This window comes from Curtobacterium sp. UNCCL20, assembly GCF_900101675.1.
In the GTDB taxonomy this organism is placed as follows: domain Bacteria; phylum Actinomycetota; class Actinomycetes; order Actinomycetales; family Microbacteriaceae; genus Curtobacterium.
The window spans coordinates 450,543-466,061 of record NZ_FNKG01000004.1 but is presented as its reverse complement, the minus strand read 5'-3'; the positions used below and the strand labels follow the sequence as shown (position 1 = coordinate 466,061).

At 72.4% G+C, this 15,519-nt stretch carries 10 protein-coding genes; 3 read left to right on the top strand and 7 right to left on the bottom strand.

Features of this window, described 5'->3' with window-relative positions; all coding sequences use genetic code 11:
* Positions 1-4: 4 nt before the first annotated feature.
* On the bottom strand, positions 5-1,087 hold the full coding sequence (locus BLT36_RS17795) for a Gfo/Idh/MocA family protein (RefSeq protein ID WP_368086386.1): 1,083 nt from the start codon (positions 1,085-1,087) through the stop codon (positions 5-7).
* Between the two features lie 36 nt (positions 1,088-1,123).
* Positions 1,124-2,251, bottom strand: coding sequence for a Gfo/Idh/MocA family protein (locus BLT36_RS17790; RefSeq protein ID WP_092097148.1), 1,128 nt, complete (start codon positions 2,249-2,251; stop codon positions 1,124-1,126).
* 177 nt (positions 2,252-2,428) lie between these two features.
* Here BLT36_RS17790 and BLT36_RS17785 point away from each other — a divergent pair, with 177 nt between their 5' ends.
* Positions 2,429-3,430 carry a LacI family DNA-binding transcriptional regulator gene (locus tag BLT36_RS17785; RefSeq protein ID WP_092097146.1) on the top strand — a complete coding sequence of 334 codons (1,002 nt, stop codon included), beginning with the start codon at positions 2,429-2,431 and terminating at the stop codon, positions 3,428-3,430.
* A 65-nt stretch (positions 3,431-3,495) separates the two neighbouring features.
* On the top strand, positions 3,496-4,539 hold the full coding sequence (locus BLT36_RS17780; protein ID WP_092097145.1) for an MBL fold metallo-hydrolase: 1,044 nt from the start codon (positions 3,496-3,498) through the stop codon (positions 4,537-4,539).
* A 28-nt stretch (positions 4,540-4,567) separates the two neighbouring features.
* Here the strand turns inward: BLT36_RS17780 and BLT36_RS17775 are convergent, their stop codons facing one another.
* The 5 genes from BLT36_RS17775 to BLT36_RS17750 form a co-directional block, all read right to left on the bottom strand.
* Positions 4,568-5,200 (bottom strand): FMN-dependent NADH-azoreductase, encoded by a 633-nt coding sequence (locus tag BLT36_RS17775; protein ID WP_092097143.1) that lies wholly within the window; start codon positions 5,198-5,200, stop codon positions 4,568-4,570.
* 144 nt (positions 5,201-5,344) lie between these two features.
* A complete protein-coding gene (locus tag BLT36_RS17770; RefSeq protein WP_092097142.1) occupies positions 5,345-7,006 on the bottom strand; it encodes a putative Ig domain-containing protein in 1,662 nt (553 codons plus the stop codon).
* A gap of 250 nt (positions 7,007-7,256) precedes the next feature.
* The gene (locus BLT36_RS17765; protein WP_175529711.1) at positions 7,257-8,657 is read right to left on the bottom strand and encodes a hypothetical protein; all 1,401 of its coding nucleotides are present in this window, start codon (positions 8,655-8,657) and stop codon (positions 7,257-7,259) included.
* A 217-nt stretch (positions 8,658-8,874) separates the two neighbouring features.
* On the bottom strand, positions 8,875-10,683 hold the full coding sequence (locus tag BLT36_RS17755; protein WP_092097137.1) for a hypothetical protein: 1,809 nt from the start codon (positions 10,681-10,683) through the stop codon (positions 8,875-8,877).
* Positions 10,684-10,863: 180 nt separating this feature from the next.
* Complete coding sequence (locus tag BLT36_RS17750; protein ID WP_092097135.1) at positions 10,864-11,766, bottom strand: LysR substrate-binding domain-containing protein; 903 nt, start codon at positions 11,764-11,766, stop codon at positions 10,864-10,866.
* Between the two features lie 124 nt (positions 11,767-11,890).
* On the opposite strand from BLT36_RS17750, the gene BLT36_RS17745 reads away from it, so the two are divergent.
* Positions 11,891-15,358 carry a proline dehydrogenase family protein gene (locus tag BLT36_RS17745; RefSeq protein ID WP_092097134.1) on the top strand — a complete coding sequence of 1,156 codons (3,468 nt, stop codon included), beginning with the start codon at positions 11,891-11,893 and terminating at the stop codon, positions 15,356-15,358.
* The last annotated feature ends 161 nt before the right edge of the window (positions 15,359-15,519 follow it).

The following is a 15,519-nucleotide window of genomic DNA, read 5'->3' as shown; positions in this document are numbered from 1 at the left end:
CGGGTTACCGGACCGAAACCGGGACAGGGGACGACGCGGCGGCCGTCGACTGGGCGATGAGGCTGAGTTCCGCGGCCTTCAACGCGTGCGCCTGGGTCATGGCGGTCTCCGTGCCCTCGAGGCAGTCGCGGATGAGCTGGCCGAAGTACGGGAACCCGGTCATCCCGCGGGCGTCGAAACGCTGTTGCCCGTGCTCGTTGACGAGCAGGAGCTGCCCTCCGCCGTTGTCGGTGCCGATGTCGACGTACTTCCGGAGTTCGATGTACCCGTCGGTACCGAGGATGAACGTGCGCCCGTCCCCGAACACACCGAGGGAGTCCGGCGTGAACCAGTCGACCCGGACGTAGCCGGTGGCGCCGTTGTCGAAGCGCACGTGGGCGTCGCCGTGGTCCTCGAACGCCGGCGTCTCCGGATGTGCGCGGTTCGCGACCGTCGCGCTGAGCACATCACCGTCGGCCGCGCCCGTGTAGACGAGCATCTGGTCGAAGTTGTGGCTCCCGATGTCGCAGAGGATGCCGCCGTACTGGGCGGGGTCCCAGAACCAGTCTGGTCGGCCGGTCCCGATCTTGTGCGGACCGAACGACGCGACGTTCAGCACCGTCCCGATCGCGTCACGGGCGATGAGCTGTCCGGCGAGGACCGCGGCCTCGCTGTGCAGCCGCTCGCCGTAGTAGACGGCGTACTTCAGGCCGGTCCGTGCGGTGGCTTCGCGGACGGCGGCGAGTTGCGCGAACGTCGTCAGCGGCGCTTTGTCCACGAACGCGTGCTTCCCGGCGTCGATCGCGCGGAGGCCGACGCCGGCGCGTTCGGACGGGATCGCCGCGGTCGCCACCAGGCGAACGGCTTCGTCGCCCAGTACCTGCTGCTCCGATGTCGCGATGCGTGCGGTCGGGTACTTCTCGGCGAGGGCGGCCGCCCGGTTCGGGTCGGTGTCGAACACCCAGGTCAAGGTCCCCCCGGCAGCAGTGAGCCCCTCGACCATCCCCTCGATGTGTCCGTGGTCGAGTCCGATCGCGGCGAACGGGAAGGCGCCGGGTGGGACGGCACGCTCCGGCAGTGGATCGAACGTGTAGGGCGAGGTGGTCATCGGCATGCTGCTCTCTGTCGTCGGTGTGGTGGTGGATCAGGCCAGGCTCGGGTCGAGTGCCGACTCCGCGCGGAATCGCGGTGCTCGCTCGATGAGCGCGGCGCTCCGGTAGTACGGGTCCTCAGCGGTGAGTGGGAGCCGGACGTGGGCGCGCTCGATGCCCGCTTCGTAGATCGCCGTGACCAGTTCGACGGCGGCGCGCCCCTGTTCCCCGTCGATGAGGGGAGGGCGGCCGTCGAGGACCGCGCGGATGACGTCGTCGATCTGTCCGTCGTGGCCGGTGTGCGCCAGTGGTGCACGAGTGGCCGCGAACGACTCGATCCGGGCCGTGCGAGCTGGGTCGCCACCCTCGGCGGGCATGCCGTTCGGCTGCGTCACGTCGGCGTGCACACTCCAGGGCTGGGACACGCTCGCCTCCGCACCCTGGACGACGATCGTCTGCTCCTCGCCGTGGTGGACGACGGAGCTGGTCAGCTGCGCGAGCGCACGCTCGTACCGCAGGACCGCGACGGAGAGGTCCTCGACCGCACTGTTGTCGTGCTGTGCGTTGGTGAGCATCGCCGTCACTTCGGACGGCCGGCCCATCAGCCAGAGCAGGAGGTCGACGTGGTGGATGGCGTGGTTGAGGGTGCAGCCGCCGCCTTCCTGTTCCCAGGTGCCGCGCCAGGCGAGGTCGTAGTACGGCACGCCACGCCACCAGGCGGAGTCGACGCGCACGTGCGAGACCGAGCCGATCAGGCCGGAGTCGAGCACCGCCTTCAGCGTCGCCGTGTCGTCCCGGAACCGGTTCTGGGCCACGACCGAGAGCACCTTCCCGGACCGTCGCTGCGCGGCGAGCATCGCATCGCACTGTTCGAGGGACGGCGCCATCGGCTTCTCCACCAGGACGTGGACGCCGGCGTCCAGTGCGGCGATGGTGACGCCCGCGTGGGCGCTCGGAGGCGTGACGACGCTGACGATGTCGAGGCGCTCCTCCCGCAGCATCGCGTCGGTGTCCTCGTAGATCGAGACGTCCCCCAGACCGGCGTCCGCTGCCTTGGCTGCGGCGCGTCCGGGCACGACGTCCGCGACGGCGACGATCCGCGCGTCGTCGGGGAACGCCCGCCATCCCCGGATGTGCGCGTCCGCGATCGCGCCGGTCCCGATGATGCCGATCCTGAGCATGAGCCACCCGTCCTCGTCGGTGTCGACGTCGGCCGGCGACCGTGCTCGGCACGGCGGACGACGTCGTCGAAGTCCAGTTACTACGTATGAGTAGTACGTAGTAAGGCAGTATTGACGCCGAGGCTCCGCTCGTCAACCGTTGCGGCACGCGAGGATGAGCTGCACCCGAGGAGACCGATGACCAGACGACCAACCAGCCGGGACGTCGCCACGCGGGCGGGCGTGTCCCAGTCCACCGTGTCGTTCGTCTTCACGGGCAAGGGCGGGATCTCCTCCGCCACCCGGGCCCGTGTCCTCGAGGCGGCCGCCGAACTGCACTACCGCCCGAACCTCGCGGCGCGATCGATGCGGACCCGGCAGACCGGCCGGATCGCAGTCGTCCTCACCACCCAGTCACTGCTGTACTCCGCGGCCCTCCTCGAAGGTGCCACCGTCGTGGCTCGTGACGGCGGGTTCGTCGTCGAGCTCGTCACGGTCTCCGCCGAACAGGCGGAACGGCACCTCCGTCTGCGCGAGGTGATCCTGTCCGGCGAGTTCGAAGGGCTCCTCTCGTTCGTGCCGGTCGCACCGGAGCTCACGGAGGAGACGCGGTCGTCGACCACGGTGGTGCTCTCGCTCTCGGAGTTCGACGATCGACTCCACGCCACCGGTCAGCTCACCGACGCGCAACCGCTCGTCGACATGATGGAGCGTCTCTACGAGCTCGGGCATCGTCACTTCCTGCACATCGGCGGGTCGTACGACTTCCCGTCGGCGGTCGCCCGCCGGGAGGCCTACACGTCGACGGTCGCACGCCTGGGCGTGCAGTCACTCGGCGTGCACGAGGGCGAATGGCGTGCGGAGGCCGGGTACGAGATCGTCAGGACGCTCCCCGCGGACGTCGCACCGTTCGCACTCATCGCCGCGAACGACCACATCGCCACCGGCGCGATCCGAGCAGCTGCGGAACGGGGGTGGTCCGTCCCCGGCACGATGAGCGTGACGGGATGGGACGACCTGCCGCAGAGTGCCTGGCTCGTCCCGCCGCTCACCACCGTGATCCAGGACCGGGAGGCCTTCGGTGCCTACACGATGCGACTGCTGATCGCCACGATGCGGACGCAGACGCCGCCGGCGCGGCCGGACGACCTGCAGCGCATCGTCTGGCGCGGGTCGGTCGGCGCGCCGAGCGTCCGGTGACGGTCCAGGGGGCCTGGAGGAACGGATCACCTCGACCCACCGGCTCGCGTCACTAGGGTGGTCGGGTGACGACCGTGCCCCCGCCGGCAGCGCCGGTTCCGGAACCGATCAGCCCCGTGCAGGCCGCCGCGCTCCGCGACGGCGTCCTGCCGCCCGTCGAGGAGGTCCGCCCCGGCATCTGGACCCTCGCGGTGCCCTTCCGCTTCGGTGTGCCGGACGCGACCCTCGTGTACGTGGTCGAGGGGACCGACGGCGCGCTCGCCGTGATCGACCCCGGGTGGAGCGCCGACGGGTCGCTCGACGAGCTCCGTGACGCGCTGGTTTCCGTCGGTCGGCGGCTCGAGGACGTGTCGCTCGTCGCTGTCACGCACCTGCACGCGGACCACCTCGGCGCCGCCGCAGCGATCCGTGCGCAGACCGGTGCCCGGGTCGCGATGCACCGGCTCGAGGTCGAGGCGCTCCGACGCGAGTGGGCGGATGCCGTGGCGAACGACGCCGACATCGCGACGTGGGGGCTGCCCGAGGAACTGCGCGCCGGCGTGGTGGATGCCTGGGGGAGCGGTCGCCGGATCGGGCTCGGTCGCACGTCGGAGCCGTACGCCGACCTGTTCCTCGACGACGGTGACGCCCTGCCGATCGCGGGTCGGACGATCCGGGCGCTCTGGACGCCCGGGCACACCGCGGGGCACCTCTGCTTCGTGGACGAGGCCGACGGGCTCCTCTTCACCGGCGACCACGTGCTGCCGCGGATCAACTCCGGGATCGGGCTGGGTGGACGCACCGCCACGAACCCGCTCGGCGACTACCTGTCCTCGCTCGGCCGGCTGGACGTGTACGCCGACCTCGAGGTCTGCCCGGGGCACGAGTACCGCTTCCGGGACGTCGTCGGCCGGGCGAAGACGCTCGCCCTGCACCGGGAGGAACGGTCTCGGCACGTCGCCCGGGCGCTCGACGCCCTGCACGAGCCGACCCTGTTCGAGGTCGCTGCTCGCGTGCCGTTCAGCGGCGGGATCGAGTCGATGACGGGGTTCCTGCTCGCGAGCGCCCTGACCCAGACGGCGTACCACGCAGCGCTGCTCGGCCGGTCCGCCGAGATCCGTCCCGCCTGACCCCTCCTCCACACGACGCGTCCTGACCTCAGCCGAGGGTGGCGGCGAGGCGCTCCAGGGTGGTCGTCGCGTCGGCGACCTCGGCGGCGGCGTGCTCGGCGAGCGGGGCGAGGTCCGGGATCCGGTCGGCGAGCGTGGCGCTGACGGTGATCGGGTAGAGCTTCATGCCGAGTGCGGTGCCGAGGATGAGGTGCAGCACGGGCGAGCCGTGGTCCCAGTGCTCGGTGGGGGTGCCGGCGTCGTAAGTGGCCCCGCGGCTGACGACGGTGACGACCGGGCGTCCGGCGAGGGGCTGGACGTCGCCGGCGAGGACCCCGGGGATGTGGATCCGGTCGATCCAGGCCTTCAGCGTGGACGGCACGGTGTAGTTGTACAGCGGGGCCCCGACCACGACGACGTCGGCGGCGAGGAGTTCGTCGAGGACCTCCTGGCGGAGCGCGTCGGCCTCGGGTGCGACGACCTCGTCGTCGGTGCGGTCTGCTGCTGCCCAGTGCAGCGCCGACGTCTCGAGGTGGGGGAGCTGCGCGGTGTGCAGGTCGCGCCGCACCACCGTGTACTCCGGGCCTCGCGCGCGCCAGGCGTCGGCGAACGCCGCCGTGAGGGCGCGGGAGCGTGAGTGGACGAGGTCGGCGGAGGAGTCGATGTGCAGCAGGGTGGGCATGCGCCCACGCTACCGACGGGATCGACCCGATGACGCGAACGGCCCCGCCGCGCCGTCACCAGTGGACTGGTGCGCGGCGGGACGGGGCCGGTGCGGGCCTCCCGTCCGTCACGCGGGTACGTGGCGGACGGGAGACGTCGGGGGTCAGCGCTGGGCGCGACGGCGGCGCACGGTGCGGGCGCCGATGAGGCCGATGCCGGCGAGGACGAGGCCGAGGGCCCAGAGGAGGGCGCCCGTCGCGTCGGTGCCGGTGTAGGCGAGGCGGCCGGTGCCGGTTGCGGTGTGGTGCACGGTGACGGCCGGTGTGGTCGGCGACACGGTGGTCACGGCGGTCGGCTGGACGTCGACGGCGAAGCTGGTGCTCTGCAGCGAGGCGCCGGAGACGGTCAGCGTGTGCGTCGACGCGTGCGGGAAGGTGACGCTGACGACGCCCACGGAGCCGAGGTCGGAGTCGGGCGCGATGACGTCGGACGCCACGTCCGAGGTGACGGTCGGCGTGAAGAAGACCGGCTCACCGGTCTCGTCGTCGAAGTCCGGGAAGATCTGGTTGCCCCAGCGGTCGACCTTGTTCCCGGCGACCAGGAGCGTGCCGCCCTGCTTGACGGTGACCTGACCGCCCTTGACGGGGTCGGAGTCGTCGAGCAGGGACTGCGTGTAGACCTGGCCGTTCGGTTCGATGATCCACGCGTTCTCCGCGGTGCCGTCGAGGAGCGTTCCCTTGTCGATCGACGTGACCTCGACGCCGAACGGTGCGCCGGCCTGGATGTCGAGGTCGCCGTACTGCTCGCTCGAGACGACGCCCGAGGCGGTCTTCGCGGTCGCGGTGACCACGAAGCTGTAGTACGTGTTCGCCTCGGTCACGGTGCCCGACAGCACGCCGGTCTCCGGGTCGAACGCGATGCCCTTGGGCAGCGTGTCCTGCGGCTCTCCGTCGTCGTCGAACCACTGGACGGTCAGAGTCGGTGCCGGCGTGCTCAGGGCGCGGTACGTGTGGGAGAAGGCCACGCCCGCGGTCACCTCGATGGTCGCGTCGCTGTCGTCGTCCGAGAGCGGCTGACCCTGCTCGTCGACGAACACCGGTGCGACGGCCGACTCGGTGACGGTGCTGGCGGTCTCGTCGACCGTCGGGGCGGAGACCGTCACGCGGATGCGCTGGCCCGCGAGGGCCGGCTCGATCGTGTAGGTCGCGGCGTCGGAGATCTCGTCGCCGGCCTCGTCGACCCAGCTGTAGACGACTCCGGCGCCCTTGGTGAAGCCCTCGACGTCGAGCGTGAGGAGGGAACCGACCGTGAGGTCGCCCTCGATCGTGACCGTCTGGACGGCGGCGGCGCGCGGGCTCTTCGTGGGCTGGTCGGCGGGCACCGTCGGCGCGAGGGTCGTGGGCGGCGTGGCCGGACCGGTCTGCCCGGTGCCGGGCTCGCCGGCGGCAGCCGTGCTGCCGTCGCCGACCGTGGTGCCGTCGCCGGTGCCGCCTGCCGGTGCCCCGGCGTCGGACCCCGTCTGGCCCGAGCCCGAGCCCGAGCCCGAGTTCGAGCCGGCGGGCGGGGTGTCCGCGACGCTGCCGGTCGAGGAGTCGCCGGACGTCTGGTCCTGCGGCGCGGTGCCGGTGCCGGTGCCGGAGCTGCCGTCGGCAGGAGCAGCGGTGCCGGCGTCGGCAGGAGCGGAGGCGACGCTGCCGGCCGCCGGGTCGGTGGCGGCCGACGCGGGCGTCGCCGTCATGATGCCGAGACCGGTGGTCAGACCGATGAGTGCGATGGTGGTGCCGACGGCGCAGGCGCGTCGGGCGGCGGATGTGCTGCGGCGCACGTGTTCCCCCAGGTGTTCAGGTCCGGTCGGGTGCCGGATCGTAAGAATCCGCCGAGAGTTCTCGGCCGTGATCGGATCGTACGGGTACACGCGCACGAGCACGTGAACCGCAGGCGAAATGTGACGGGGGTTGGGGGGGGGGGTCCCGGTCCGCCCGCGCGAGCGGTCGGTGGTCGACCGTGACACGACACGGACGGGAGGCACGGTGCGAGCCCGCACCGTGCCTCCCGTCCGCCGGTGGTGACGCCGGTCAGGCGCGACGGCGACGCAGCTGGTGGACCAGCAGCGCGACGCCGCCTGCGAGCAGCCCCGCCGCCCAGCCGAGCGGGCCGGTCTCGTCGGCGCCGGTGTACGCCAGGGTGCGTCCCGTGGTGCCCGTCGTCGTCGCGACCGCAGCGGTGGCGACCGGCTGGACGGCGACCACGAACGACGTCGAGACGCCGCCCTGCGAGACCGTCAGCCGGTGGTCGGACGCGTGCGGGAACGTCACGCGCGACGTGGCCTCGGAGGGGACCTGCGCGATCCGGTCGGACGCGATCGAGCTCGTCACGGTGGAGCGGGCGACCGTGCCGTCGGTGCCGAGAGCGGTCGCGTTGCCGAAACGGTCGACGGCGAGCCCCTGCACCAGGAGCGTGCCGTTCTGCTTGACGGGGACCGTGGACACCTTCCCGAGAGGGTGGCCGCCGCCGTCGAACGCCGAGATCACGCCGCCCGGGGCGACGGAGTACACCGTCGAGCCCGGGGCGGCGCTGCCGACGATCGCCAGGACCCCGACCGCTGCGGCGGGCCGCACCGTGAGGCGCACGTACTCGGTCGCGGTCGCCGTGCCGCGCAGGGCGACGACCTCGAAGTCGTAGGTGCCGGCGGTCGTCACGGTGCTCGTCAGGACGCCGGTCTCCACGTTCACGCTGAGGTCCTTCGACGTGGCGTCCTGGATCGCGTACGCCAGCGAGCCCGAGCCGCCGGTGGTCCGGAAGGTGTGGGTGAAGGTCGTCCCCGCCGTCGCGGTGAGTGCGAGTGGCCTGCTCTTCGTGGAGGGCTCGGTGAACACGACCGGTGACGGCGCGACCGTCAGGCGGACGTACTCGGTGACCTGGGTGGAGCCGCTGAGGGCGACGACCTCGAAGTCGAACGTGCCGGCGGCGGTCGGGGTGCCGCTCAGGACGCCGGTCTCGACGTTGACGGTGTACTCCTGCGACGGGGCGTCCTGGATGGCGTAGGCCACGGTGCCGTCGCCGCCCGTGGTGTGGAACGTGTGGCTGAAGGGCGTGCCGACGGTCGCGGTGAGGGCGAGCGGGGCCGCCTGGGTGCCCGGTTCGGTGAAGGCGAGGTCGCTGCCGTCGCTCGGGGTCGCAGCCGGGGCTGCCGCTGCGGGCGTCGTGGCTGCGGGCGTCGCTGCTGCGGCGGCCTTCGACGAGGTGGTCGACGTCGCCGACGTGGCGGGCTTCGGTGTCGCGGCCGGCGTCGGGCTCGGCGCCGCGGTGTTGGGCGCCGCGGGCGTCGGGCTCGCCGTCGCCGGTGCCGTGACGGCGACCGACGGAGCCGCCGTCGCCGCCGTCCCGATGCCGAGCACGGAGGCGGCTGCGGTCGCCGCGATCGAGACCGCGATCGTGGCTGCTCGTCGGACGGGCGGCTTGCTGGACTGGTGCATGGATTCCCCCAGGGAGTCGAGATGGCGAGCCGCGGATGCGCGTGCTCGCAGTGCTGACGGTAGACCTCGCAGGGCGTCCTCCAGGTGGCCGGCAGATTGCAGTTCCATCACGGAACCACCGGCTCTCACCTGGGTTTTTCCACAGAAACGAGGAACGAACCGACGGGAGGCGCGGCACCGGTCGGTCCCGCGTCTCCCGTCCGTCGACGGTCGCGTCTCAGGCGCGACGGCGGCGCAGGCGGTGGAGCAGCAGACCGCCTCCGGCGGCGAGCAGCCCGAGCGCCCAGGCGAGCGGTCCGGACTCGTCGGCCCCGGTGTACGCGAGGGTGCCGGAGCCGGCGGCCGGCTTCGTCACGCTCGCGGCCGTGGCGGAGGCCTGGACCTCGAACGGGATGGCCTGGGAGTGCCCGTCGTAGGCGACCGTCACCACGTGCGGGGACGCGTGCTCGAAGGTCACCCACGTGCCCGCGGTGTCCGGGTCGTCGGTGATCTCGTCGCTGGCGACGTCGCTCGTGATGGTCAGGGCGTCGTGGTCCGCGACGGCGTTCCCGTACTGGTCGACCGGCACGGCGAGGATGAGCTTCCGGTCGCCCTGCCGTGCCGGGATCGCATCGACGCGCTCCTCGTCACCGTTCGGGCTGAAGTGGGTGATGGTGTCGCTGTCGACGCCCCACGCCTCACCGTCGGGGTCACGGTCGGTCGACAGCACGGCGACGGCGAACCGGTCGAAGGCGGCCGGGGAGACGGTGAGCTCGACGTGGGCGACGGCTTCCCGTCCGCCGCTGGTGGCGACGACCTGGAACCGGAAGGAGCTCGCGGCGGTGCCGGTGCCGGTCAGAACGCCGGTCTCGGGGTCGATCGTCACGTCGAGCCCGTTGCGCGCGGACGTGTCGTCGAACGGTTCACCCGCTGCGCCGCGCAGCTCGTAGCGGACGCCGGCGGGGTCCGGTGCGCCGGTCACGGGGAACGTACGGACGAACTCCTCACCGGCGCTCGGTCGGATCGCGATCGGCTTCGCCGTCGAGGAACCGTCCTGGAACGCGAACGGTGCGTCGGTGGCCACCGCCGTGAACGAGGTCGAGACGCCGCCCTCGGAGACCGTGATCGTGCGGGTGCCGCCGGTCGTGAAGGTCACCGTGTTCGACTTGCCCAGGTCGTCCCACACGATGCGGTCCGACGCCACGGTGCTCGTCGCCGTCGACCGCGGGTACTCGTCGTCGGCGTCGCTGCCCGTGGTGCGGTTGCCGTACGCGTCGACCGCGAGGCCGGCGAGGGTCAGGGACGTCCCGGTCTGGACGGGGATGTCCGGCACGATCTTGACCCTGCCCTGCCCGACCGCCTGCTCCCAGACGGTGCCGTCCGTCTCGACCTGCCACAGGCCGACGTCGTCCGACGAGGCGGCCGAGAAGGTCACACCGACCGGCTTGCCGGGGGCGACGGTGAGCTCGACGTACTCGGTCGCGGTCTGGTCCCCGCTGGTGGCGACGACCTGGAAGCGGTACTGCGTGGCGAGCCGGGCGGTCCCGAAGAGCACGCCGGTGGTGCCGTCGAGGTGGAAGTCGTTGTCGAAGGAGCCGTCGCCGACGATCGGCTTCCCCCGCTCGCCGCGCAGGGCGTACGTCACCGGTTCCGACCCGCCGGACGCCGTGAACGTCCGGGAGAGGGCGTCACCGGCGGTCGCGGTGAGGACGAGGGGTGCGTCGGCGCTGGTGCCCTCGGGGAAGGCGAGGGAAGCGTCCGGCTCGGCTGCGGTGGGTGTCGCCGCGGCGGGCGTGGCCGCTGGCGTCTCGGCGACGGGAGTCGACGTCGGGACGGGAGTGGGGCTCTCGTCGGTGACCATCTCGTCAGCGCTGGTCGACGTGGTGACGGTGGTCGCGCCTCCCGGCTGGACGACGCTGGTGTCCGCCGGGGTGTCAGCGACGGCCGCGGTGGCACCGATGCCGAACGCGGACGAGGCGGCGACGATGGCGACGGCCGCGCCGATCGCGGCGCCGCGCCGGACCGTCGAGGTGCAGGACTGCTTCATGGGATCCCCCTGGATGCTCGCGGGGCACCGGGAAGTGCCCTCATCTCAGAGGTGTCGTGGATTGACGGATCCTGACGGGTTCGGAGGTCACGGCTCGGTCACGGTGTGCTCGGTGCGGTCGGGCCGGTCCCGCCGGGTGGCTCCTCAGTCCGCCGGCGCGTTCGCCCGCGTGCACGCTCGTCAGTCGGCGACGGCTGCGGCGGCGTGTTCGAGCGCCTCACGGAGGGCGGCCACGGCGGGGGAGGCCGACGCGGCGGACCGCACCACCGTGAAGATCGTCCGCCGCGGCTGCTCCGGCAGGTCGACCAGGCGGCAGGTGGTCGTCCGCCCGGTCCACATCAGGTCGGGCATGAGACTGACGGCGTTGCCCGACTCGACGAGCCGGATCTGGGTCTGCAGGTCGGCGGTCTCGAAGCGGACGTCGGGCTCGAAGCCCCAGCGTCGGCACACCTGCTCGGCGAAGTGCCGCGACGCCGTCCCGCGCGGCTCCATCACCCAGGGGAGCGCCCGGGCGTCCTCGATCGAGGACACCGGCGCCAGAGCGGTGTCGACCGGGGGGAGCGCGAGCCGGACCGCGTCGGTCGTGAGGTCCGAGCGGTCGAGCCCGGGCAGGTGGGGCGCGGCGTGCGCGGGGTACTGCTCGGCGATGACCATGTCGAAGTCGCGGGCCCAGGTCTCGTGCAGTGCGGTCTCCGGCTCGCGCTGCACCATCTCGATCCGCACGTCCGGGTGCGCCGTCGCCATCGCGTGCAGGGCGCTCGGCATGAGTGCGAGCGCGGCCGACTGGAACACCGCGACCCGGACGCGTCCTTGCACGGTCGGCATCGTCGACTCGACGGCGGCCTGCGCCTGGTCGAGCACGTCGAGCACGGTCCCCGCCGCCTGCACGAGCACCTCGGCCTGCGGGGTGAGCTGAAGGCGTCGCCCGGCCTTGCGGAGGAGGGGCACGCCCGCTTCGCGCTCGAGTGCGGAGAGCTGCTGCGAGACGGCCGAGGGGGTGAAGTTCACGGCCTCGGCGACGGCGGCGATCGTGCCGCGGATCGACAGTTCTCGGAGCAGGACCAGGCGGCGGACGTCGAGCATGTCGACAGTTTAGGTGCGCTGCACGGTATGCGTCAGGAAGCCTTGCTTCCGCTGAAGCATCGGGCGTTCCACACTGATCCCATGACGACGCTGCACGAGCCCCCCCACCACCGACGCCGAGCCCGTGGGCCCCGGTGACCTCGCCGACCAGTCGGTGGCGCTGGTGCGGCAGTGGCTGGCCGAGGCCGAGACCTACCCGGTCGACGGCTCGGCGAAGCAGCTCGCCGGCGTCCTCGCCGACCCCGCCGGCCTCGACTTCGCGGTCGGGTTCGTCGACGGCGTCGTCCGCCCGGAAGACCTCGGGGTCGCCGCGCGGAAGCTCCGCGCCATCGCACCGAACGCGCCGGGCTTCCTGCCGGCAGCGCTCCGCGGCCTCGTCCGGCTCGGCGGCGGCATGGCCCCCGTGCTGCCCGGCGTCGTCGTGCCGATCGCCCGCCGGGTCCTCCGGAACATGGTCGGCCACCTCATCGTCGACGCGACCGACGCCAAGCTCGGCCCCGCCATCGCGAAGATCAAGCGCGACGGCGTCCGCCTCAACGTGAACCTGCTCGGCGAGGCCGTCCTCGGTGAGGGCGAAGCCGCACGCCGACTCGAGGGCACGCACAAGCTCCTCGCCCGCGACGACGTCGACTACGTGTCGATCAAGGTCTCCTCGACCGTCCACCCGCACTCCCCGTGGGCCTTCGACCACGCGGTCGAGGACATCATCGAGAAGCTCCGCCCGCTGTTCCGCCGCGCCGCCGCCGCATCGCCGAAGAAGTTCATCAACCTCGACATGGAGGAGTACAAGGACCTCGACCTCACCATCGCGGTCTTCACCCAGCTCCTCGACGAGCCCGAGTTCCTCGACCTCGAGGCCGGCATCGTCCTGCAGGCGTACCTCCCCGACGCGCTCGCCGCGATGCAGCAGCTGCAGGAGTGGTCCGCCGCACGCCGATCCCGCGGCGGCGCCGGCATCAAGGTCCGCCTGGTGAAGGGTGCGAACCTGCCGATGGAGCAGGTCGAAGCGTCCGTGCACGGCTGGCCCCTCGCCACCTGGCACAGCAAGCAGGACTCCGACACGAACTACAAGCGCGTGCTCGACTGGGCGCTCACGCCGTCCCGGGTGGCCAACGTGCGGATCGGCGTCGCCGGCCACAACCTCTTCGACGTCGCGCACGCCTGGCTCCTCGCCGGGTCCCGCGGCGTCCGCGACGGCATCGAGTTCGAGATGCTGCTCGGCATGGCGCAGGGCCAGGCCGAAGCCGTCCGCCGCACCGTCGGCTCGCTCCTGCTCTACACACCCGTCGTGCACCCGGGCGAGTTCGACGTCGCCATCGCGTACCTGATCCGCCGCCTCGAGGAAGGGGCATCGCAGGAGAACTTCATGTCCGCGGTGTTCTCCCTCGTCTCCTCGCCGCCGCTCTTCGCCCGAGAGGAAGCGCGCTTCCGCGCCTCCCTCGAACCCCTCAGCACGCCGGAAGGGCTCGCCGCGCCGGCGTCGCACCGTGTCGCCGACCGGTACGCCGCAGTCGGCCGCCCCGGCCCCGGGCACTTCGAGAACACGCCGGACACCGACCCGTCGGTCGCCGAGTTCCGTGCGTGGGGCGCGGCGATCACCGCGCGCGTCGCGTCGTCGACGCTCGGCACCACGGCCGTCCAGGAGGCGCGACTCACCTCCGCCACCCAGCTCGACACCGTCCTCGGCCGGGTCCGCGCCGCCGGCGCCGCATGGGGCGCCTGGTCGGGAGCGGCTCGCGGCGCCGTCCTGCACGCCGTCGGCGATGCGCTCGAGGCGAACCGCGCCGCCCTCGTCGAGGTCATGGCCTCCGAGACCGGCAAGACCATCGACCAGGCCGACCCCGAGGTGTCCGAAGCGATCGACTTCGCGCACTTCTACGGCACCCTGGCGGCTTCGCTCGACGAGGTGGACGGCGCCTCCTTCACGCCCGCGGCACTGACCCTGGTCGCGCCGCCGTGGAACTTCCCCGTCGCGATCCCCGCCGGGTCGACGCTCGCCGCGCTCGCCGCCGGGTCCGCCGTGGTCCTCAAGCCGGCACCGCCCGCCGAGCGCTCCGGTGCCGTCCTCGCGTCGATCTTGTCCACCGCGTTCGACGCGATGGGAGCACCGGCCGACGTCCTCGCCTTCGTGCAGGTCTCCGAGGACGACCTCGGGCAGCAGCTCGTCGCGTCGCCCCTCGTCGACCGGGTCATCCTCACCGGTGCGTACGAGACCGCCGAGCTCTTCCGCTCGTTCCGCCCCGACCTGCCGCTCCTCGCCGAGACGTCTGGCAAGAACGCGATCATCGTCACCCCGTCGGCCGACCTCGACCTCGCCGTGAAGGACGTCGTCGCGTCGGCGTTCGGCCACGCCGGGCAGAAGTGCTCGGCCGCGTCGCTCGTCGTGCTCGTCGGTTCCGTCGCCACCTCGCGGCGCTTCCGGTCGCAGCTCATCGACGCCGTGTCCTCGCTCACCGTCGGCTACCCGACCGACCCCACCACGCAGATGGGGCCGGTCATCGAGCCCGCCGCGGGCAAGCTCCTCGACGGGCTGACGAAGCTCGGCGTCGGGGAGACCTGGGCCGTGAAGCCCGCCAAGCGCGACGACTCCGGGAAGCTCTGGAGCCCCGGTGTCCGCGACGGCGTCCGGCGTGGCTCGGCCTTCCACCGCACCGAGTACTTCGGGCCGATCCTCGGCATCATGACGGCGTCCTCCCTCGACGAGGCGATCGACATCGTCAACGAGGTCGACTACGGCCTGACCTCGGGACTCCACTCGCTCGACCCGGCGGAGATCGGCACGTGGCTGTCCCGCATCGAGGCCGGCAACCTCTACGTGAACCGCGGGATCACCGGGGCGATCGTGCGCCGGCAGCCCTTCGGTGGCTGGAAGAAGTCGGCCGTGGGCGCCGGGACGAAGGCCGGTGGCGTGAACTACCTGGTCGGGCTCGGGTCCTGGTCGGCGTCCGACGCCACCGCCGGGTCGGCTCCGTCAGCTCCGGTGGCGGCCTTCGTCCGCGCCGCGGGTGTCACCTCGCCGTCGCTCGACCGCGCCGTCGCCTCGGACCAGCTCGCATGGGACTCCCTGTTCGGGACGGCCACCGACGTGTCGGCCCTGACGGCCGAGCGGAACATCGCGCGGTACCTGCCGTACCCGGGGGTGCGGGTACGGCTCGCCTCGGGTGCGTCGTCCGGTTCGTCCGGTTCGTCCGGTTCGGCCGCTTCGGACGGCGTCGCGGATCTGGTCCGCGTCCTCGCTGCATCCGTGCGCGCCGGCACCACGGTCGACGTCTCGACGTCCGCCGCGCTGCCCGACGCCGTCGCGTCAGCGGTGCGTGCGCTGCCGAACGTCCGGTCGCTGTCCTCGGGCCAGACGGACGAGGCCTTCGCTGCTGCCGTCGCTGCCGGTCCGTCCACCCGCGTGCGGCTCATCGGCGGTGACGTCTCCGCGCTGTACACCGCGATCGGCGGGCGCCCCGACGTCGCCGTGTACGGGGAGCCGGTGACCGAGGCCGGGCGGATCGAGCTGCTGCCGTTCCTCCGGGAGCAGGCGGTGTCCATCACGGCGCACCGGTTCGGGACGCCGAACCACCTCACCGACGACCTGATCTGACGCCGGCGCTCGGGCGGACGGGTGCTCGGCGCTCGGGCGGACCGTCCACTTCGCACAACCGAAGTCGGCCGGAGCCGGGGGATCCCGCGGTTCGAGGTGACTTCGGTTGCGCGCAGGGTCGGCGACGGTCTCAGGGCCCTCGTGCGACGGGTCGGCGGGCG